The 19,711-nt window shown below is 34.7% G+C and carries 21 protein-coding genes and 1 tRNA gene; 8 read left to right on the top strand and 14 right to left on the bottom strand.

The window, feature by feature from the left end; genetic code table 11:
* Positions 1 to 464 precede the first annotated feature (464 nt).
* Both HM987_RS16630 and HM987_RS16625 read right to left on the bottom strand, forming a co-directional pair.
* Positions 465 to 1,094, bottom strand: a complete 630-nt coding sequence (locus HM987_RS16630; protein ID WP_179009144.1) for a response regulator — start codon at positions 1,092 to 1,094, stop codon at positions 465 to 467.
* Between the two features lie 69 nt (positions 1,095 to 1,163).
* Positions 1,164 to 1,604, bottom strand: a complete 441-nt coding sequence (locus tag HM987_RS16625; RefSeq protein ID WP_179009143.1) for a retropepsin-like aspartic protease — start codon at positions 1,602 to 1,604, stop codon at positions 1,164 to 1,166.
* A gap of 61 nt (positions 1,605 to 1,665) precedes the next feature.
* Here HM987_RS16625 and HM987_RS16620 point away from each other — a divergent pair, with 61 nt between their 5' ends.
* The 8 genes from HM987_RS16620 (at position 1,666) to HM987_RS16585 (ending at position 6,917) form a co-directional block, all read left to right on the top strand.
* Positions 1,666 to 2,433, top strand: a complete 768-nt coding sequence (locus tag HM987_RS16620; RefSeq protein WP_179009142.1) for a TatD family hydrolase — start codon at positions 1,666 to 1,668, stop codon at positions 2,431 to 2,433.
* On the top strand, positions 2,434 to 3,462 hold the full coding sequence (locus tag HM987_RS16615) for an asparaginase (protein WP_179009141.1): 1,029 nt from the start codon (positions 2,434 to 2,436) through the stop codon (positions 3,460 to 3,462).
* A 74-nt stretch (positions 3,463 to 3,536) separates the two neighbouring features.
* Positions 3,537 to 3,624: transfer RNA gene (locus tag HM987_RS16610), tRNA-Ser, on the top strand.
* Positions 3,625 to 3,699: 75 nt separating this feature from the next.
* Positions 3,700 to 4,470: a MotA/TolQ/ExbB proton channel family protein gene (locus HM987_RS16605; RefSeq protein WP_179009140.1), complete on the top strand. Its 771-nt coding sequence runs from the start codon at positions 3,700 to 3,702 to the stop codon at positions 4,468 to 4,470.
* Positions 4,471 to 4,479: 9 nt separating this feature from the next.
* A complete protein-coding gene (locus HM987_RS16600) occupies positions 4,480 to 4,917 on the top strand; it encodes a hypothetical protein (RefSeq protein ID WP_179009139.1) in 438 nt (145 codons plus the stop codon).
* Between the two features lie 6 nt (positions 4,918 to 4,923).
* Positions 4,924 to 5,559 carry an ExbD/TolR family protein gene (locus HM987_RS16595; RefSeq protein WP_179009138.1) on the top strand — a complete coding sequence of 212 codons (636 nt, stop codon included), beginning with the start codon at positions 4,924 to 4,926 and terminating at the stop codon, positions 5,557 to 5,559.
* An 11-nt stretch (positions 5,560 to 5,570) separates the two neighbouring features.
* Positions 5,571 to 6,035 (top strand): ExbD/TolR family protein, encoded by a 465-nt coding sequence (locus HM987_RS16590; RefSeq protein ID WP_179009137.1) that lies wholly within the window; start codon positions 5,571 to 5,573, stop codon positions 6,033 to 6,035.
* Between the two features lie 183 nt (positions 6,036 to 6,218).
* Positions 6,219 to 6,917 carry a porin family protein gene (locus HM987_RS16585; RefSeq protein WP_179009136.1) on the top strand — a complete coding sequence of 233 codons (699 nt, stop codon included), beginning with the start codon at positions 6,219 to 6,221 and terminating at the stop codon, positions 6,915 to 6,917.
* Here the strand turns inward: HM987_RS16585 and HM987_RS16580 are convergent.
* From HM987_RS16580 to HM987_RS16525, 12 genes are all read right to left on the bottom strand, one after another.
* On the bottom strand, positions 6,912 to 7,520 hold the full coding sequence (locus HM987_RS16580; protein WP_179009135.1) for a hypothetical protein: 609 nt from the start codon (positions 7,518 to 7,520) through the stop codon (positions 6,912 to 6,914). The genes HM987_RS16585 and HM987_RS16580 overlap by 6 nt on opposite strands.
* 9 nt (positions 7,521 to 7,529) lie before the next feature.
* Positions 7,530 to 8,996, bottom strand: coding sequence for an RNA polymerase factor sigma-54 (rpoN, locus tag HM987_RS16575; RefSeq protein WP_179009134.1), 1,467 nt, complete (start codon positions 8,994 to 8,996; stop codon positions 7,530 to 7,532).
* Positions 8,997 to 9,232: 236 nt separating this feature from the next.
* Positions 9,233 to 10,678, bottom strand: coding sequence for an asparagine--tRNA ligase (gene asnS, locus HM987_RS16570; RefSeq protein ID WP_179009133.1), 1,446 nt, complete (start codon positions 10,676 to 10,678; stop codon positions 9,233 to 9,235).
* Positions 10,679 to 10,709: 31 nt separating this feature from the next.
* Positions 10,710 to 13,118 carry an efflux RND transporter permease subunit gene (locus tag HM987_RS16565; protein WP_179009132.1) on the bottom strand — a complete coding sequence of 803 codons (2,409 nt, stop codon included), beginning with the start codon at positions 13,116 to 13,118 and terminating at the stop codon, positions 10,710 to 10,712.
* Positions 13,119 to 13,181: 63 nt separating this feature from the next.
* Positions 13,182 to 14,462, bottom strand: coding sequence for a DUF5686 family protein (locus HM987_RS16560; protein ID WP_179009131.1), 1,281 nt, complete (start codon positions 14,460 to 14,462; stop codon positions 13,182 to 13,184).
* 71 nt (positions 14,463 to 14,533) lie between these two features.
* Positions 14,534 to 15,088: a ribosome recycling factor gene (frr, locus tag HM987_RS16555; protein WP_179009130.1), complete on the bottom strand. Its 555-nt coding sequence runs from the start codon at positions 15,086 to 15,088 to the stop codon at positions 14,534 to 14,536.
* A 48-nt stretch (positions 15,089 to 15,136) separates the two neighbouring features.
* Entirely contained in the window at positions 15,137 to 15,841 is a 705-nt protein-coding gene (gene pyrH, locus HM987_RS16550; RefSeq protein WP_178987301.1) for a UMP kinase, read from the bottom strand.
* A gap of 227 nt (positions 15,842 to 16,068) precedes the next feature.
* Positions 16,069 to 17,043, bottom strand: a complete 975-nt coding sequence (tsf, locus tag HM987_RS16545; protein WP_179009129.1) for a translation elongation factor Ts — start codon at positions 17,041 to 17,043, stop codon at positions 16,069 to 16,071.
* Between the two features lie 104 nt (positions 17,044 to 17,147).
* Positions 17,148 to 17,948, bottom strand: coding sequence for a 30S ribosomal protein S2 (rpsB, locus tag HM987_RS16540; RefSeq protein ID WP_179009128.1), 801 nt, complete (start codon positions 17,946 to 17,948; stop codon positions 17,148 to 17,150).
* Between the two features lie 174 nt (positions 17,949 to 18,122).
* A complete protein-coding gene (gene rpsI, locus HM987_RS16535) occupies positions 18,123 to 18,509 on the bottom strand; it encodes a 30S ribosomal protein S9 (RefSeq protein WP_178987304.1) in 387 nt (128 codons plus the stop codon).
* A complete protein-coding gene (gene rplM / locus HM987_RS16530) occupies positions 18,509 to 18,964 on the bottom strand; it encodes a 50S ribosomal protein L13 (protein WP_179009127.1) in 456 nt (151 codons plus the stop codon). The genes rpsI and rplM overlap by 1 nt, the downstream gene beginning before the upstream one ends.
* 227 nt (positions 18,965 to 19,191) lie before the next feature.
* Positions 19,192 to 19,626 carry a universal stress protein gene (locus HM987_RS16525; protein ID WP_179009126.1) on the bottom strand — a complete coding sequence of 145 codons (435 nt, stop codon included), beginning with the start codon at positions 19,624 to 19,626 and terminating at the stop codon, positions 19,192 to 19,194.
* Between the last annotated feature and the right edge of the window lie 85 nt (positions 19,627 to 19,711).

Genomic DNA, 19,711 nt, shown 5'->3' with positions numbered 1-19,711 from the left:
AATTAACTAAAAAAATTAACAGCGATATTTGCCGATATTACGATTATAGAACTAACAATTAATAATGCGATGAATAGTCTATCGTTTTTTGATGAGGTTTCGTTTTTCATTGTTTCCATAGCGTTGATGTTTTTTAAAAAGCTCTGAACTATAAGTCAATTCAGAGCTTTAAAGAATTGATTTTTAGGCCTTAATTAATGGCTGGTGTAAATTTCGTAATTAATGTAATGCCATACTATACGTAACTTTACGTATTTTTTGAGTTTTTTGACCTTATTTCATAAAAAAAGTCTCGGACAAGTGTCCGAGACTTAAATAATCCCCTAAGAACTAACTAATAGCTCGTTATTAACCCTTAATTAATAACAATGATTAATTGATAACAATTATATCACTGGTGTAAAGGTCTACATTAAAATAATATGATACTATACGTAACTTTACGTATTTTTTGATTTTTTTGGTTAAGAGTTTATGAATTCTGAATTTTCCTTGGCCCAAATAAGGAGACTGTTTTGTTTACTTTCTAATTTTAACTTCTTTATAATATTACTTTTGTGCTTCTCTACGGTTCTGGTAGATATGGAAAGTACCTCTGCTATTTCAACACCTGTTTTGTTATTTGAGATTAACTTTACAATGTTTTTTTCGTGACTCGTTAATTTGTCAAAATGTTCTGGAAGCTCTTGTAGCTCAATAAATTTTAATAAATCTGGACTAAAATAAGCCTTATTAGCTTGGACAGAGGCTATACAATTTTCAATTTCTTCTAATGCGAATTCTTTTAAGATATAACCATAAACACCTAAAGCTTTGGCTTCATTATATGTTTTTTCGTCTTTTTCGAACGTTATCAATACAATTTTAGTTGAAATCTTAGCTGCTTTACATTTGGAAGCAATTTGTAGTCCAGATAAAAAAGGCATTTTTATATCTAAAATTGCAATATCTGGTGTGTGTGCTTTTATTAAAGCTAAAGCTTCTTTTCCGTTTTTGGCACTCGCTAAAATATTAAAATCCTTTTCTATTAAAAAATCTTGCAGACCTTTGAGCACAAGGGGATGGTCGTCTGCGATGATGATGGTTGGGTTCATTTTAACTATGAATTCAAGGGATAATTGAGCTTTAAAGATAAGAATAATCTTTAGCTTACTTTAATAAGGTTATAGTTTTAAATACAGGTATTTTTTCTCGTAATCAATGATAGCTTTGCCTTTTTTTAAGACATCCGCGCCTATAATACCATCAACTGGTTCTGCATTATGGTTTATTAAGCCATTATTGACATGAGAAAGGTTGAACAATATTAAAGGCACACGGTTTTTCTTCCATTTTCCGACTTTAATAGCATTGGAATTAGAAATTTGAGTCAGCATATCAGACGCACCAGCACCAACAGCTTTAATTTCAGAATCTTTTACCTTAAGGTTGAAACGCTCAATGGCTTCAAAACCCACACAACTATTTGAAGCGCCTGTATCTAGAATGAAACGGCCTTTAATACTATTAATTGAGGCTTTGATTTCAAAATGATTGGTTTTGGTAAATTTCAATTTCACTTTAGAATACCCTTTAGCTTCGAGGAAGTCTTTTAATGTGTCCATGTTTGCAATTTGTACAAAGATAAGAATTGGTATCATACCTTAATACCCTTACTTTTGCAAAATGATAATTACTGATACACACACGCACTTATATAGTGAAGCCTTTGACGAAGACAGAGCAGAAATGATACAACGTGCCATTGAAACTGATGTGACGCGTTTTTTTATTCCTGCAATAGATTCCACTTATACAGCATCAATGCTTCAACTTGAAAAAGAATTTCCGGAGTATGTATTTTTAATGGCGGGTTTACATCCAACTTCAGTCAAAGAAAATTATAAAGATGAGTTAGCGCATGTTGAAGGGCAATTAGCAAAAAGAAAATTTTATGCCATTGGCGAAATTGGTATCGATCTATATTGGGATAAATCCACTTTAGATATCCAGATTGAAGCTTTCAGGCATCAAATCAAACTAGCAAAACAGTACAAATTACCTATAGTGATTCATTGTAGGGAAGCTTTTGATGAAATATTTAAAGTTTTAGAAGAAGAACAATCCGATGATTTATTCGGTATTTTTCACTGCTTTACAGGAACGCTTGAACAAGCACAACAGGCGATTTCATACCAAATGAAATTGGGTATAGGAGGCGTGGTGACGTTTAAAAATGGTAAAATAGACCAATTTATGAATCAAATAGATCTGAAACATATCGTTTTGGAGACCGATTCGCCCTATTTAGCACCAAAACCATACCGAGGAAAACGAAATGAAAGTTCTTATATATATAAGGTGTTGGAAAAATTATCGGAGCTTTATGTTAAAAGCCCAGAGGAAATCGCTAGTATTACTACAGAAAATTCTAAAGCTATATTCGGAATTTAAATGACAAAACAACCGCACATCCTATTAATATATACAGGTGGCACCATTGGCATGATAAAAAATGCCAATACAGGTGCTTTAAAAGCATTCGATTTTACAAGTTTGTTGGATAAAATTCCAGAACTGCGATTATTGGCCTGTACTATTGAAACGATTTCTTTTGAAGAACCGATAGATTCTTCAAATATGAATCCTAAATATTGGGCAGATATTGCAACGATAATTAGTGATAATTATTCAAAATTTGATGGTTTTGTAGTATTGCATGGTAGTGATACCATGAGTTATACGGCTTCAGCGCTCAGTTTTATGTTAGAAAATCTCGCAAAACCTGTTATTTTAACGGGTTCACAATTACCAATTGGAGATTTAAGAACCGATGCTAAGGAAAACTTAATTACTTCAATTCAAATGGCATCTTTACAGATAAAAGGGGTGCCAGTAATAAGAGAGGTAGGTTTGTATTTTGAATACAAATTATATAGAGGGAATAGAACCACAAAGTTAAATGCTGACCATTTTGAGGCATTTGAATCGTATAATTATCCGCATTTAGCGGAATCTGGTGTGCATTTGAAAGTTAATTCAGAATATTTATGGAAGCCAAAACCTAATACAGAATTAATTATTCGCACCGCCATGGATGCTGATATTGGTGTGCTAAAACTATTTCCAGGCATATCCAGACCGATTTGTGAAGCCATTCTAACAAGTAAATTAATAAAAGGACTAATCATAGAAACCTATGGTTCTGGAAATGCAACAACAGAATCTTGGTTTATAGAATTATTAAGAAACGCCATAAAGAATGGTCTGCATATTATAAACGTCACACAATGTGTTGGCGGAAGTGTAAACATGGGACAATACGAAACCAGTTCGCAACTCAAATCTATAGGAGTCATTTCGGGTAAAGATATGACAACGGAAGCAGCAATTGCAAAACTAATGTATTTGTTGGGAGAAAAAATAGACTCAAAAGAATTTCAACATTACTTTGAAACCTCCTTAAGGGGAGAATTGTCTTAAAAATAACATTTTAAATTTTAGTGTTCGAAGATTTTTTTGTTATTTGGCATCATGTAATTTTTAATTAAATTTAGAGAGAGGTGGCCGAGTGGTCGAAGGCGCACGCCTGGAAAGTGTGTATACTCCAAAAGGGTATCGAGGGTTCGAATCCCTTCCTCTCTGCTTATAATTTATGTGATTGTTACATATTTTTTTTTATCTTTAACACTTTAACTAATAAAATTAAGATTCAGAACAATGAAAAGATTATTTTCTATCCTTGCCATAACATGTTTAATGGCTATCGGAACTGTTAACGCAAATGCAACGACATTAGCTACAACAACAGCAACTGTAACGAGTGTAACTCAAGACGTCACTGAAACTCCTGACGAAGATTTGAGTTTTCACCAAGAATTAAAAAAGCGTTTTATTGAAGGTGGTCCAGGCTTTATGGGTATTGTACTACTATGTTTAATTCTTGGACTAGCCATTGCTATAGAGAGAATTATCTTTTTAAACCTTTCAACAACTAATACTAAAAAATTAACCCAAAATGTGGAAGATGCACTGAATTCTGGTGGTATTGAAGCTGCAAAGGAAGTTTGTAGAAATACAAAAGGACCTGTTGCTTCAATATTCTATCAAGGTTTAGACCGAGCCGACGAAGATATTGATGCGGCTGAAAAAGCGGTTGTGGCTTATGGTGGTGTACAAATGGGACAACTAGAAAAGAATGTATCTTGGATTTCATTATTTATCGCTTTGGCACCAATGCTTGGTTTCATGGGTACGGTAATTGGTATGATTCAAGCCTTTGATAAGATTGAGGCTGCTGGTGATATGCAACCATCTTTAGTTGCTGGTGGTATTAAAGTAGCACTTTTAACAACAGTATTTGGTCTTATTGTAGCTATTATACTTCAAATATTTTATAATTACATCATTGCTAAAATTGATAGTATTGTAAATGACATGGAAGATGCTTCTATCACATTGATGGATTTATTAGTAAGACACAAAAAATAAAAAACAATTATGCACAAAATATTTAAAATTATTGCAGCTGTTCTTAGCTTGTTTGGTATCATTTCTCTTGTGAGAATTATTGCTGCCGGTGACGAAGCTATGGAAACAGGTGAGAAAGCAGGTTTATTTGAGCCTATGGCTTGGACGGCCTATATTATATTAGGATTGGTTGTGCTATTTGTACTGGTTTTTGTTTTGCAAAACCTTTTTACAAATACCGCTTCTCTTAAAAGTACCTTAATAGGTGTTGGTGCGTTTGCAGCAGTATTGATTATTGCTTATGTAGTCTCTGGTGGAGATACAATGGCTTATAAAAATGGAGATGAAATGGCTACAACTAGCGAATCCCATTTGGTAGGCGCTGGTCTAATTGCGTTTTATGTATTATTAGCAATTGCCGCAATAACCATGATTTTTTCAGGAGCTAAAAAAGTAATCAATAAATAATATAATATGGCAAAAAGAGCAGCACCCGAAGTAAATGCAGGATCAATGGCTGACATTGCCTTCTTACTACTTATCTTTTTTCTAGTAACAACAACTATAGAAAAAGACAAAGGATTGTTAAGAAGTTTGCCACCTATTGATGACACGGAATACGAACCACCTATAATTAAACAAAAGAATTTATTTACGGTTTTAATTAACCGAAATAACCAATTGTTAGTGGAAGATGAAGAAATGCCTTTAGAAGATTTAAGGCAAGCAGCTATTGACTTTTTAGACAATGGAGGTGGTACCAATCCAGCAGGTGAATCCTGTGATTATTGTAAAGGAGAGAGAGATGAATCTTCATCAGATCATCCTGATAAGGCGATTATCTCTATGAAACATGATAGGGAAACGACTTATGAGAAGTATATGGATGTACAGAACGAGCTCGTAGCAGCTTATAATTTTTTAAGAGAACGAGAAGCATCACGATTGTATAAACAATATTATCCAGATGCTGAGAATGTATATTCTGCAATGTTGGAAGAGAAAGAAAAGAATCAGTTTAGTAAAGATGAAACACTTAATGAGCGTATTGAAACCATTAAGAATCTGTTCCCGATGAAATTATCTGAAGCAGAACCTGATAAAACTTAAAAGAAACAAATATGTCTAAATTTAGAAAAAAGGAAAAAGGTGAATTACCAGCGATTTCAACCGCTTCACTTCCAGATATTGTATTTATGTTGCTTTTCTTTTTTATGGTGGCAACAGTAATGAGAGACAGTTCTTTGATGATTGAAAATCAATTACCAAGCGCAGACCAAGTTGAAAAACTTAAAAAAGATAGAACTATTTTTATTTATGCAGGTAAACCTAGTAGTCAATATAAACAATTTGGTGTTGAGCCAAGAATTCAGTACAATGATGCATTCATTACTGTAGAGGATGTTCAGCCATCAATTTATCAAGGTATAAGTGAAATGAATGAGGAGCTTCAAAGTAAAGTTGTTGTAGGCCTTAAAGTAGATAAAAATACCAATGCGGGTTTAGTCTCAGATATTAAGCAAGAATTACGTAAGGCCAATGCACTAAAAGTAATGTATATCGCTAATACAAAAACTGAAGAATAAAAATTATTGTTCTTAATTTTATATATAAAACGTCTTGAGGAATCAAGACGTTTTTTTATATAGTGTGATTTAAACTTTTTGTAGTTTTATCAATATTAAATGAACTTGGTGAAAAATTTATCATTCAAGAAAATGGACCAAAACGAATCACGTGTAAAAGTTAAGAACAATAAATAGCAACACATGAAAGGATATGTTTTTATTTTACTGGCATTAATAGGGATGTTTGGGTTTTCACAAAACGATAAAGCCGAGAAGACAGAACTTTATAAAAACTATAGAGAAGATCAATTCTATGCGTCTGTAACCTATAATTTACTTAATGAAAAACCAAGTGCTGTATCTCAAAGTGGTTTTTCATCTGGCTTTCATTTAGGTTTTATTAGAGATATGCCTATAAACCAACGCCGCAATGTAGCTATAGGTTTGGGTTTGGGAATCTCTGCCAATACCTATAATCAAAAGAGTCTATTAATTCAGGAAGCTAATAATGACATTGTATTTAACATTATAGATGAAGATGATTACAACGTTTCTAAAAACAAATTTAATACCTATTTAATAGAGGTGCCTTTGGAAATTAGATGGAGAACTTCTACACCAACAGAGTATGATTTTTGGCGAATTTATACCGGATTTAAGGTCGGTTATGTATTTTATAACGTCACGAAGTTCGAAAGCGAGGTAGGAAATGTAAAACTGTCTAATAACGATAGTTTTAATAAGCTTCAATATGGCTTAACGTTGTCTGCAGGTTATGGCACTTGGAATTTTCATGTGTATTATGGCTTAAACCCTATTTTTGAGTCTAACTCTAAACTTAATGATGAATCCATAAACATGAAAGCCCTTAAAATAGGACTTATGTTTTATATTTTATAACCAATAATTCAGTAGTAATATCTGAGGACCCATTCCTGTAAAGATACCAATAAACAACTCTTGATTGGTATGAGCTTTCAAATGTAAACGGGAAGTGGCAATAGCACCGAGAATTATCATCATAAGGGCAATAGTACCATTTATATTTATTTGATAATGTATCCCAATAGCGATGGCGAACATAAAGAAACCTGAAGCTGCAATCATATGGATGCTGGCTTTTATTTTAAATATGGCCAGAATAAAGCAGGTTAGTGTTGAGCAAAGAATCCCTAAAAAGAAATAGTACAATTCAATAATTTCACTTGGTGTTAGCACCCGAATTAGAATCAATAAAATAATGACACTATTGATAAATAGCGGAATCAAACGTTCTTTGGTACTCTTTAAATATATGGAATTAACTTTATTAACGGTTTTTAGTAAAAAGAAGAGTAGGATTGGTAAAATTATGGTTAGAATAACTATTGAAAAGATTTTGGCTTTCATCACAGGTTCTGGTATAAACCGTGGTGTCTTGGAAAAGTAAAAAAGCACACCTAATAAAGGCATTATTAAAGGGTGGAATACAAACGATATGCCTTTTAAAATAAAATTTTTCATTAAGGCTTCTTAAAGTTCCTTTCTCAAACGTGCCACAGGAATATCTAATTGTTCCCTATATTTTGCCACCGTCCGTCTTGCAATAGGGTAACCTTTTTCTTTCAGGATTTTAGAAAGTGCTTCGTCCGTCATCGGTTTCTTTTTGCTCTCTTCTTCAATAACCGTTTCAAGGATTTTTTTAATTTCCCTAGTTGAAACTTCCTCACCTTGATCGTTGGTCATGGATTCTGAAAAGAATTCCTTAATCAACTTTGTGCCATAAGGCGTATCCACATATTTACTGTTTGCTACCCTAGAAACGGTTGAAACATCCATTTCAATTTCGTCTGCGATATCCTTTAAGATCATAGGGCGCAAATTTCGCTCATCACCAGTGAGGAAATATTCTTTCTGGTAATGCATAATAGAACTCATGGTTACAAATAACGTCTGCTGACGTTGTCTTACGGCTTCAATAAACCACTTTGCTGCATCTAACTTTTGCTTAATGAACATTACCGCATCTTTCTGGGCTTTAGACTTCTCTTTCGTCGCTTTGTAGCCTTTAAGCATGTTATTGTATTCTCGTGATACGTGAAGCTCTGGTGCATTTCTACCATTCAAGGTTAACTCGAGTTCGCCATCCACAATCTTTATGGCAAAATCGGGTACAATATGTTCTACAATTTTATTGTTTCCAGCATATGATCCACCAGGTTTTGGGTTCAAACGTTCAATCTCTTCAATGGCATCTTTTAATTGTTCTTCGTCAATATTGAATTTCTGCATTAATTTCTTATAATGCTTTTTTGTGAATTGCTCAAAACCTTTGTCAATAATCGTAGTTGCCAATTCAACATCTGGATGCTGTTCTTTGCGATGCAATTGAATACTTAAGCACTCTTGAAGATTACGTGCTCCAACACCAGCAGGATCCAATTGGTGTACAATTTGCAATACCTTTTCAACCTCTTCTTCCGTGGTATACACATTCTGCGTAAAGGCTAAATCATCAGTAATATCAGATAATGAACGACGTATATAACCACTTTCGTCAACACTACCGACTAAGAAATAAGCAATTTCTTCGTCCTGATCAGACAAACGAAATGTATTCAGTTGATTTGTTAAATGTTGCGTAAAGGAAGTTCCTGCCGCATAAGGCACGGATTTATCCTCGTCATCCGCACTATAATTATTCGCTTGAGTCCGATATTCCGGAATTTCGTCGTCGCTCAGATATTCATCAATATTGATATCATCGGCTTCAATGGTTTCATTCTCGTCATAATTCTCTTCAGAATTATCAAATTCATCAAAATTGTCTTCAGAGGCTTCCGATTCTTTTCCAGTATCCAAAGCAGGATTTTCTTCCAACTCTTGCTTCAAACGTTGTTCAAAAGCTTGTGTAGGCAACTGAATCAACTTCATGAGTTGAATCTGCTGTGGGGAAAGCTTTTGTGAGAGCTTAAATTGTAAAAACTGCTTTAAGGACATAATATGTTATTCTCTTAGACTATAAAAGTAATGAAACTATTTGAGTATTTATTATCGGAATGTCATGCTGTGCGCAGTCAAAGCTTTTTTTTGTTCTATTAATTTCTGTAAGGACTTCGAATGAGCTCATTCTGACATTGGCATTTATTTTTCCGTACTATTTTTCCCCTTTGCTGAAATCAAAGATTCAACAATACATTAATTTTTAAATTTTTTTATGAGTTATTAAAAGGCGATTAAAACTCTGCATTCTGTGGCGTTCTAGGGTAAGGAATCACATCTCTAATATTTCCCATGCCTGTCGCGAACATAACCAAACGTTCAAAACCCAATCCAAATCCTGAATGAACTGCGGTACCATATTTTCGTAAATCTAAATACCACCATAATTCCTTCTCATCGATATCCAAGGCTTTCATTTTCTCCTTTAAAACGTCTAAACGTTCTTCACGTTGAGATCCTCCTACCATTTCGCCAATGCCTGGGAATAAAATATCCATAGCTCTAACGGTTTCTCTTCCTTCGTGGTCTGGTTCATTTAAGCGCATGTAAAACGCCTTAATATTTGCAGGATAGTCAAACAATATTACCGGACATTTAAAGTGTTTTTCCACTAAGAAACGTTCGTGCTCAGATTGCAAATCCGCTCCCCATTCTTCAATGATATAGTTGAATTTTTTCTTTTTGTTTGGTTTAGAATTCCTTAAAATATCTATGGCTTCCGTATAGCTAACGCGTTTAAAGTTATTATCAACTACAAATTTAATTTTTTCAATTAAGCTCATAGTACTGCGCTCGGCTTGTGGTTTTGTTTTTTCTTCTTGTAATAAACGATTATCTAAAAATTCGAGATCTTCCTTATTATTTTCGAGAACATAGCCTAAAACCGATTTCATAAAGTCTTCTGCCAAATCCATATTCCCATCCAAATCCATAAATGCAACCTCGGGTTCAATCATCCAGAATTCGGCTAAGTGACGTGTGGTGTTTGAATTTTCAGCCCTAAAAGTCGGTCCAAATGTATAAACTTTGCCTAAAGACATCGCATAAGTTTCCGCTTCTAATTGACCAGAAACCGTTAAATTAGTTTCTTTTCCAAAAAAATCTTCTTTGTAATTTACAGAGCCATCTTCATTTAATGGTGGGTTTTTAGCATCTAAATTTGAAACCTTAAACATTTCGCCAGCACCTTCAGCATCACTTCCTGTTATAATTGGTGTGTGCATGTAGTTGAATCCATTCTCGTTAAAATATTTATGAACGGCAAAAGATAATGAGGAACGTAAACGCATCACAGCGCTAAAAGTGCTAGTTCTGGTGCGTAAATGCGCATTTTCCCTTAAGAATTCAAAAGAGTGCTTTTTAGGTTGAATAGGATACGTTTCAGGATCAGAATCGCCTAAAACTTCCAAAGTTTTTACAACAATTTCTACGGATTGGCCTTTGCCTTGGCTTTCTACCAATTCACCTATAACATGAATCGCAGCACCAGTGGTAACCCGTTTTAATAAGGCTTCGTCAAAATTTTCAAAATCGACAACACATTGCATATTATTTATGGTAGAACCATCATTTAAGGCAATAAATCGGTTCGCTCTAAAAGTTCTTACCCAACCTTTTACGGAAACATCTTGCAAGGTTTCATTTTGCGATAGTAATTGGGCTACAGTTTTTGAATTCATTTTTTAAATAATTTTGAATGCTATTTGGTTTTTAAATTTTTTGTTCTGAATCGTCCTCATCTTCATCTTCCGAAGGAATAATTTTTATTGAAGGCTCTCGCAATACTTCCTTGTTTGCAATATTTCGCTCCAAAGATAATAAGAGCGAAGGTAATAACAGTAGGTTGGAAAGCATAGCAAATAATAAGGTCATAGACACCAATGCGCCTAAGGCAACTGTACCACCAAAGCTTGAAATGGTAAATACTGAAAATCCGAAGAATAACACAATTGACGTATAAATCATACTTACTCCGGTTTCTCTTAATGCCGCGTAAACGGATTTTTTAATCTTCCAATGGTTGGCTTGCAATTCTTGTCTGTATTTTGCCAAAAAGTGAATGGTGTCATCTACCGAAATACCAAAAGCAATACTAAATACCAGAATGGTTGATGGTTTTATGGGTACACCAACATATCCCATTAACCCAGCCGTTACAACTAGTGGCAACAGATTTGGAATTAACGATACGATAATCATTTTGAAAGATCGGAAAAGATATGCCATAAATAAAGCAATAAGAAAAATAGCGAGCGTCAATGATATGGCTAAATTTTTAACCAGATATTTTGTTCCTTTTTGAAAAACCAAAGCTTTACCTGTCATGATAACGTCATAACGCTCATTAGGAAATACCTTATTTATTTTGGTTTGAAGGTCTTCTTGGATGCGCTCCATTTTATCAGTACCAACATCTTTCATAAAGGTTGTAATCCGTGCATATTGTCCTGTGCTATCTACAAAACTACTGAGCAAATCAACATCTGAGGTTGAGTTTTTTGCGTAAGAAAGTATAAAACTATTTTCCTGACTCGTTGGTAATTGATAGTATTTAGGATTTCCGTTGTAATAGGCTTGCTTACTGTACTTTACTAAACTAACCACAGAAATGGGTCGTGATAATTCTGGAATATCCTGAATCAGTTCTTCCAATTGTTCCATACGTTTTAGGGTCGCCAATTTCATAACTCCTTTTTTACGTTTGGTATCTATCATAATTTCCAATGGCATTATACCATCAAATTCAGATTCAAAAAATCGAATATCCCTAAAAAATTCTGTGTCTTGAGGCATATCTTCAATAAGACTGCCAGAAATTTTAATTTGATAAATTCCAATTATACTTCCAATAATTAACAGAAGAGCAGTCGCATAAATAGTAATTCTTCGGTGTCTTACCATGTTTTCCATCCAATTGACAAAAGCACCGATCCAGCGTTTGTTTAAATGTTCTAAGTGACGTTCTTTAGGATAAGGTAGAAAGGTGTAAAGGATAGGAATGATAAGTAAACACAATAAAAAGATGGCTACGATGCTCAGTGAAGCGACGACACCAAACTCCTTTAGTAATTTACTTTCGGTAAGAATAAAGGTAGCAAAACCTGAAGCCGTGGTTATGTTGGTCATTAATGTCGCGTTACCAACTTTGGTAATCACACGTTGCAAAGACCTTACCTTGTTGCCATGTGATTTTACTTCGTGCTGGTATTTATTGATTAGGAAAATACAGTTCGGAATCCCAATAACGATAATCAATGGTGGAATTAATGCCGTGAGAACCGTAATTTCATAACCTAAAAGTCCTATGATTCCGAAAGTCCACATTACGCCAAAGCACACCACAATAAGCGAAATGAATGTCGCTCTAAAGGATCTAAAGAACAGGAAAAAGATCAATGAGGTTACAAAAAGTGCTGCACCAATAAAAATAGGGATTTCATCTACAATACTTTTCGCATTTAATGTTCGAATGTAAGGCATTCCGGAAAGTCTGACGTCCAGACCTGTTTCGGCTTCAAAGCGTTCAACTTTCGGTAAAAAATCATCGATGATAAAATCCTTTCTAGCTGAGGTATTAACGATGTCCTTCTGCATGTAAATAGCCGTACGAATCGTTTTCGTTTCTGCATTGAACAAGAAATTATCGTAAAATGGATATTGTTTAAACAGTTCTTCTTGAAGCTGGTCAATTTCTTCGATACTATGGATGGAATCCTTTATAAAGGGTTCTAAATCGAATTGTTCCTTGTCCGTGTTCTTAACTAATTTTTGAAGATCTTTTATGGATAAAACGGATTCAACTTCATCGTAATTCTTAAAAGAATCAGCGAGTTTGTTCCAGGCATTGAGTTCTTTTACAGAAAACAAACTCGAATCCTTTACACCTAAAACAATCAAATTACCCTCTTCCCCGAAAACTTCTAAAAAATCCTTGTATATAAGGTTGACCTCGTGATCGTCAGGTAAAAGATTAGCTTCCGTAAACGTAAAGCGCATGTGCTTCCATTGCATACTGAAAAACACAGTGGTCAGGACAATAGCAATGAGTATAAAAATCTTATTACGAAGAATAAGGCTTGCTATAGTTTCCCAAAACCCTTTAGTTGAAAGTTTAAACATGTACCAATTTAATTGGTCGCAAAGGTAGAAAAAAGCTGTGGATTTGTTCGGGAAATATTGGGATTATAACGAAATATTAAACGTAAACTTAAATGCAATATTATCTTCAAAATTAGGTAAATGATATCCACCATAGCGATAGGCAAAACTAAGTCCGAAACCGAAGAGCAGCTTATTAATTTCAAAGCCAGATTCTGAGTAAACATGTTTGAGCGTCCCGAAGTCCACACCTTGATGCCTGTCTCTACTGTTCATATCTCCAACGGCGTAGCGCGATATTAAAACGAGTTGCGGTTTAAAGCGTTCTGCAATTTTAAAAGGAGGAAAGGCATGTTTTAATTGTAGCGTTGAAAACTTATCACTGAAAAACTCATTAAAATACATGGTTTCAAAACTGTTTAATCCTGCCACCGAAAAACGCTGTAGAATAGTTTCCTTGGTGATATTGTTTGGGTAGGCGTGATACAGGTGTGTTAGAGGTGTATCTCCACCTGCAATTCCTGCCACTAAGGTAATCCTAGTTGTGGCGTCGTTTTTATATTTGAATTCTTGTATAGTTCTAAAATCGATCTTTGAAAACGTAAAGTCACTACCAAAAATAGATTTAAAACCTTGGGTTAGTTGAAGCGTGAATTTTGGATAACCGTTTTTAATGACTTTTACATACTCATCTTCAATAGCGAATTTACTAAACGGGCTCCATTGTAAGCTGATTTTTGCGGTACTTAGATCGAAGGTGTTATAAGCTCTATTGTCTAATGTATAAGTATAGTTATAGGTTGGGTTAATTTTTGAAAGCGCAAATTGTGTTTCTGAAAGTAGGTGGTTAGAAACGGTATGCTGCAATGAAATAGACTTTGTAATGTGTCTATGAAATAAATCAATATTTAATAAGCGTGGTTCAAAAAATGTAAAAAAGCGTGTATCTGTCAAAAACTTTGAACTTCCCGTTTCCTGCAGATCATCAGTGTAGGAGACATTTATCCATGTGTTTGTTGCCTCATGAACTCTAAAGCCACCACCAATTTTATATTTTAAACGATTATCCTTAAAACCATAAACCAAGTAGCCGTCTATTCTGTAATGTTTGGAAAACCGATCATTTGTTATACCGCCTAACCCCGTTCTAAGACCTTCGTATTGGTTGAATTTAATAAGGTAGCGTAAATCTAAGTTGAAGTAATTAAAAGGAAGATAACCGTTCCCGATATCTTTTAATAATTCGGTTTTCTTAATGGAATCTTGAGCGGCCCTTATCGAATCTTTTTCTTGTATATCGCGTTGCTGTGAATGACTGGATGCTGCAATCAGCAAAATAAAAATAAAAAGCAGGCGCTTTAACATGTATGATTTTGAATTATAATTGAAAAAAATATCCCAAGTAAATTGGGATATTTTGTATTTTGGTATTGAGATTATACGGTCATAATCTCTTTCTCCTTTACCTCTAGGATCTCATCAATTTTCTTAACGTAGGTATCGGTTAAAGTTTGCACATCAATCTCAGCATTTTTCTGTAAATCTTCGGAAACATCAGCATTTTTTATGTCATTCATAGCTTCTTTCCTCGCATTTCTAATACCGACTTTGGCATCTTCTGTTTCTGACTTAGCTTGTTTGGCTAAATTTTTACGACGTTCTTCGGTTAATGGAGGCACATTGATAATAATCATGTCACCATTGTTCATAGGATTAAAGCCTAAATTGGCCAACATAATCCCACGTTCAATTTCCTGTAACATGGATTTTTCCCAAGGTTGAACGGAAATGGTTCTACCATCTGGTGTATTGACATTTGCCACTTGGCTCAGAGGTGTTTGCGAACCATAATAATCTACCATAACGCTGCCTAACATTGCAGGACTCGCTTTGCCTGCTCTAATATTAACGAGCTGTTTTTCTAAATGCTTCATCGCAGCATCCATAGATTCTTTTGCTGAGTCTATTATAAATTTAATGTCTTCGTCCATAATGTTAAAATTTTAATTTACGATTATCAAAATTTAAGCCAAAACCTTTTAGTTGACTTTTGTGCCTATATTTTCTCCGGTGACTACTTTTAGTAAGTTTCCTTTTTTGTTCATGTCAAAAACAATAATTGGTAAGTTATTTTCTTGGCTTAAAGTAAATGCAGTGGTGTCCATCACTTTGAGTCCTTTACTTAGGACATCTTTAAACGAGATATTTTCAAATTTTACTGCATTTAAATCCTTTTCAGGATCAGCGGTATATATACCATCAACACGCGTACCTTTTAAAATGACATCTGCTTCAATTTCAATAGCACGTAAAACGGCTGCTGAGTCTGTAGTAAAATACGGATTTCCTGTGCCACCTCCAAAAATAACAACACGTCCTTTGTTAAGATGGCTCATCGCTTTTCTCCTAATGAAAGGTTCTGCTACTTCATTGATTTTAATGGCAGTTTGTAAGCGCGTTTTTACATCAGCATCTTCCAGTGCATTTTGTAATGCCAAACCGTTGATCACGGTCGCTAACATACCCATATGGTCACCTTGCACACGGTCCATACCGTTCATGGCGCCAGCAACACCTCTAAAAATATTTCCACCACCAATTACTATGGCAACTTCTACACCTAAGTCCGTTATTTCTTTAATGTCTTTAGCGTATTCGGATAAACGCTCAGGATCAATCCCATATTGTCGATTACCCATTAAGGCTTCTCCAGATAATTTTAGTAGAATTCTTTTGTATTTCATTAGATGGTTGCTATTTCTATAGTATAGTCTAATGTAATTCGCCAAGTAACATATATCCGAAAAGAATATAGCAATATGGCTTATTTCATTAGATCGATTAAAAGTTGAGCAAAGCTACGTAATTATTAGCTTCTGTAAAAGTGAAAAAAACGCAAAAAAAATGCCTCTCGATTCCGAATCGTCGGAAGAGAAGCACTTTTTATAATTATATTTTTAGATACTATTGATTATCCAACAGTAGCACGTTTAAAACCAGTAACTGAAACGTCACCATAAGTTTTAACGTAGTCAGCAACGGTTTGCTTGTCATCTTTAATAAACTTTTGATCCAATAATGCTTTTTCTTGGTCTAAAGTGGTGTTATCAGAAATGAAACGCTCCATTTTACCTGGTAAGATTCTATCCCAAATTTGCTCTGGTTTCCCTTCAGCTTTTAACTCTGCTTTTGCAGCTTCTTCAGCTTCAGCAATAACTTCTGGAGTTAATTGTGCCATAGAAATATAACTCGGTACATTTTTCAAGGTCTTACCTAAACGTCCTAATTCAATATTATCTTTTTCAATGACTGCGATACGCGCTTCAGTTTCTGATGCGATGTATGCTGCGTCAAAATCTTTGTAAGACAATGTCGTTGCTCCCATTGAAGCCACTTGCATAGCTACATCTTTAACCAAGGTCTCAACATTATCAACTTTAGCGGACAAACCAACTAAGGCTGCAATTTTATTGATGTGAACGTATTGGCCAACGTAAGGTGCTTCTAATTTTTCAAAAGCAGTGATATCCAATTTTTCTCCAATAACACCTGTTTGCTCAGTTAATTTTTCAGCAACGGTCATACCATCAAAATCTGCAGCTAAAAACTCCTCTTTAGAGTTGTGGTTTAAAGCTATATCTACTAAATCATTAGCTAACTTTACAAAGTTTTCGTTTTTGCCAACAAAATCGGTTTCACAACCTAACACGATTGCTACACCAACTGTATTGTCTTCATTTATTTTTGCAACAGCAGCACCTTCAGAAGAATCTCTGTCAGCTCTTTTTTCTGCAACTTTTTGTCCTTTTTTACGTAATACTTCAATGGCTTTATCAAAATCGCCACCAGCTTCAACCAAAGCTTTTTTACAATCCATCATACCAGCACCAGTTGCTTGTCTTAGCTTGTTTACTTCTGCTGCTGTAACTTTTACAGTATTTTCCATAGTTTTTAAATTTAAAAAGTCATTTAATTTTTTTCAATATCCCTTCGACTACGCTCAGGGCAAGAAAAAGAACCAAATGACTTTTAATTGTATATAAATGTTATTTATTCTTCTCCTTCAGAGGCAACAGCTTTCTTCTTAGCTTTTTTAGCTGGCTTTGCTTCTGATTTTTTGTCTTCTGATTTTTTAGACTTCCCTTCTTTATCCGCTTTTTCAGCTTTTCTTTCGCTTAAACCATCTGCTATTGCAGACGTTACGATAGATAAGATTTTATCTACTGATTTTGAAGCATCATCATTTGAAGGTATTAAATAATCTACTTCACGTGGGTCAGAGTTCGTGTCTACCATCGCAAAGATTGGGATATTTAATTTTTGTGCTTCTTTAATAGCAATATGCTCACGCATAATATCTACCACGAATAAAGCACCAGGTAAACGCGTCATGTCAGAAATAGAACCTAAGTTCTTTTCTAATTTTGCACGTAAACGATCAACTTGTAAACGTTCTTTCTTAGATAAAGAGTTGAATGTGCCATCTTTCTTCATTCTATCGATAGAAGCCATTTTCTTAACGGCTTTTCTGATTGTCACAAAGTTAGTTAACATTCCGCCTGGCCAACGCTCAGTAATATAAGGTTGATTTACAGCACCTGCTTTTTCAGCTACGATGTCTTTAGCTTGTTTTTTAGTAGCAACGAAAAGGATTTTCTTTCCTGATGCTGCTATTTTAGCTAACGCTTCAGAAGTTTCCTCAATTTTTGCTGCTGTTTTGTAAAGGTTGATAATATGGATACCGTTACGTTCCATATAAATGTAAGGGGCCATGTTTGGATTCCACTTACGTGTTAGGTGACCGAAGTGCACACCTGCTTCAAGTAATTCTTTTACTTCTACTTTTTCCATTTTGTAATAGTTTACGTTCTGTTAAATTAGCAATGACTGAGTGGTTGCTTATCGCGCGCCTCAATCATTTAGATGCTAAACTGGAATCCTGAACTCGTTTCAGGACCTTTTTTCAATAAAAAATAATAATCCAGAATCTGCCGAAGCAGATTCTGAATAAAATTGTGTTGGATATTAACGTTTCGAGAATTGGAATTTCTTACGCGCTTTCTTCTGTCCGAATTTCTTACGCTCTACCATTCTTGGGTCTCTCGTTAATAGACCTTCTGGCTTTAATATTGCTCTGTTTTCAGGATCTAGTTCGCACATTGCACGACTTAATCCTAAACGTATTGCTTCTGCCTGGCCGGTGATACCACCTCCATATACGTTAACAGTAATATCAAAGTTGCCATCATTGTTAGTCAAGGCTAAAGGTTGGTTTACTTTGTACTGCAATGTTGCCGTACTAAAATAATCCGCCATGTCTTTTTTGTTCACCGTGATTTTGCCTTTTCCTTCAGCAAGGTACACACGAGCAACAGCCGTCTTTCTACGGCCAATTTTGTGAATTACTTCCATTAGTTAATTTCGTTTAATTTAATTGCCTTTGGTTTTTGCGCTTCATGAGCATGCGCTGTACCAGTAACAACTGTTAAATTTCTAAAAAGAGTAGCACCTAATTTGTTTTTAGGTAACATTCCTTTTACTGACTTCTCTACCAATCTACTTGGGTCTTTCCCAAATAATTCAGTAGCTGTCAAACTTCTTTGTCCACCTGGATAACCTGTGTGACGGATGTAACTTTTTTCCGTCCATTTGTTACCAGTTAAGTTGATTTTTTCAGCATTGACAACAATTACATTGTCACCGCAATCAACGTGTGGCGTAAAATTAGGTTTGTGCTTGCCTCTTAAAAGTATTGCTACTCTTGAAGCTAAGCGACCTAAAGTTTGTCCTTCAGCATCAACCAAAACCCACTCCTTATTAACGGTAGCTTTGTTTGCTGAAACTGTTTTGTAGCTTAATGTATCCACACTAATTTGATTTATATTTACGCTTCACAGCGCAAAAAGATTAAACATGCCTCTTCAAAAAAGAGTTTGCAAATTTACGATAAACAATTGATTTACCAAACCTTGATGAATATATTTTTAGGCTGAAAACCAGTATAATGAAGTTCTTGTAATTTTGATTGAATTAATGGATTGGTTTTTAAAGATTGAAGTCGGATTTATGGGCGTATTTAATCCTATATTTATTCTCAATCTACAGGAACAATCAGAACAGGTATATTTGATGCTTTAATTAATGAGTTTGAAACACTTCCATATAAAGCCTTGTAGAAAAACCCATGATCCTGATATCCTGAGATAATGAGGTCTATCTCAAGTTTTTCTGCCTCTTCCAATATCATTTCCAAAGTTGGACCTTGAACCAATAAACCTTCAGATTCAATTCCCTTTTTCTCTAAACGTTCTGAATAGTCTTGAAGCAATCGATGTTCTTCTCTAAGCTCTGTGGCAAGATTATCCCTGATATATTGTGGGCCAACACTGTACCCCACAAAATCTGGGTCTGGTGCTGCAATATGAATGATCCAAACTTTAGCCTCAAATTTTTCTGCCAATTTAGAGGCTTGGTCAATGAGTAGTTGCTCATTTCCTTTTAAATCTATGGTGACTAATATGTTTTTCATTTTGTGTGCCTTTAAAAAAAGTATAAGATACTATAATATCACTTATTAAGCAATAGATAAGTGTCAGGATGTAACTAAAATTGGC

The sequence above is a fragment of the Winogradskyella forsetii genome, from assembly GCF_013394595.1.
GTDB classification, from domain to species: Bacteria; Bacteroidota; Bacteroidia; order Flavobacteriales; family Flavobacteriaceae; genus Winogradskyella; species Winogradskyella forsetii.
This window is presented reverse-complemented; position numbering and strand designations above follow the sequence as displayed.

Excerpts from the sequence above, each read along its gene's own strand:
- HM987_RS16595 (WP_179009138.1), top strand. The coding sequence starts at position 4,924 with ATGGCAAAAAGAGCAGCACCCGAAGTAAATGCAGGATCAATGGCTGAC.
- rpsI (WP_178987304.1), bottom strand. The coding sequence starts at position 18,509 with ATGGAAGTAATTCACAAAATTGGCCGTAGAAAGACGGCTGTTGCTCGT.
- HM987_RS16625 (WP_179009143.1), bottom strand. The coding sequence starts at position 1,604 with ATGGACACATTAAAAGACTTCCTCGAAGCTAAAGGGTATTCTAAAGTG.
- asnS (WP_179009133.1), bottom strand. The coding sequence starts at position 10,678 with ATGAATTCAAAAACTGTAGCCCAATTACTATCGCAAAATGAAACCTTG.
- HM987_RS16605 (WP_179009140.1), top strand. The coding sequence starts at position 3,700 with ATGAAAAGATTATTTTCTATCCTTGCCATAACATGTTTAATGGCTATC.
- rpoN (WP_179009134.1), bottom strand. The coding sequence starts at position 8,996 with ATGTCCTTAAAGCAGTTTTTACAATTTAAGCTCTCACAAAAGCTTTCC.
- HM987_RS16615 (WP_179009141.1), top strand. The coding sequence starts at position 2,434 with ATGACAAAACAACCGCACATCCTATTAATATATACAGGTGGCACCATT.
- HM987_RS16560 (WP_179009131.1), bottom strand. The coding sequence starts at position 14,462 with ATGTTAAAGCGCCTGCTTTTTATTTTTATTTTGCTGATTGCAGCATCC.
- HM987_RS16630 (WP_179009144.1), bottom strand. The coding sequence starts at position 1,094 with ATGAACCCAACCATCATCATCGCAGACGACCATCCCCTTGTGCTCAAA.
- HM987_RS16585 (WP_179009136.1), top strand. The coding sequence starts at position 6,219 with ATGAAAGGATATGTTTTTATTTTACTGGCATTAATAGGGATGTTTGGG.
- frr (WP_179009130.1), bottom strand. The coding sequence starts at position 15,088 with ATGGACGAAGACATTAAATTTATAATAGACTCAGCAAAAGAATCTATG.
- HM987_RS16565 (WP_179009132.1), bottom strand. The coding sequence starts at position 13,118 with ATGTTTAAACTTTCAACTAAAGGGTTTTGGGAAACTATAGCAAGCCTT.
- pyrH (WP_178987301.1), bottom strand. The coding sequence starts at position 15,841 with ATGAAATACAAAAGAATTCTACTAAAATTATCTGGAGAAGCCTTAATG.
- HM987_RS16590 (WP_179009137.1), top strand. The coding sequence starts at position 5,571 with ATGTCTAAATTTAGAAAAAAGGAAAAAGGTGAATTACCAGCGATTTCA.
- tsf (WP_179009129.1), bottom strand. The coding sequence starts at position 17,043 with ATGGAAAATACTGTAAAAGTTACAGCAGCAGAAGTAAACAAGCTAAGA.
- HM987_RS16600 (WP_179009139.1), top strand. The coding sequence starts at position 4,480 with ATGCACAAAATATTTAAAATTATTGCAGCTGTTCTTAGCTTGTTTGGT.
- HM987_RS16580 (WP_179009135.1), bottom strand. The coding sequence starts at position 7,520 with ATGAAAAATTTTATTTTAAAAGGCATATCGTTTGTATTCCACCCTTTA.
- rpsB (WP_179009128.1), bottom strand. The coding sequence starts at position 17,948 with ATGGAAAAAGTAGAAGTAAAAGAATTACTTGAAGCAGGTGTGCACTTC.
- HM987_RS16620 (WP_179009142.1), top strand. The coding sequence starts at position 1,666 with ATGATAATTACTGATACACACACGCACTTATATAGTGAAGCCTTTGAC.
- HM987_RS16525 (WP_179009126.1), bottom strand. The coding sequence starts at position 19,626 with ATGAAAAACATATTAGTCACCATAGATTTAAAAGGAAATGAGCAACTA.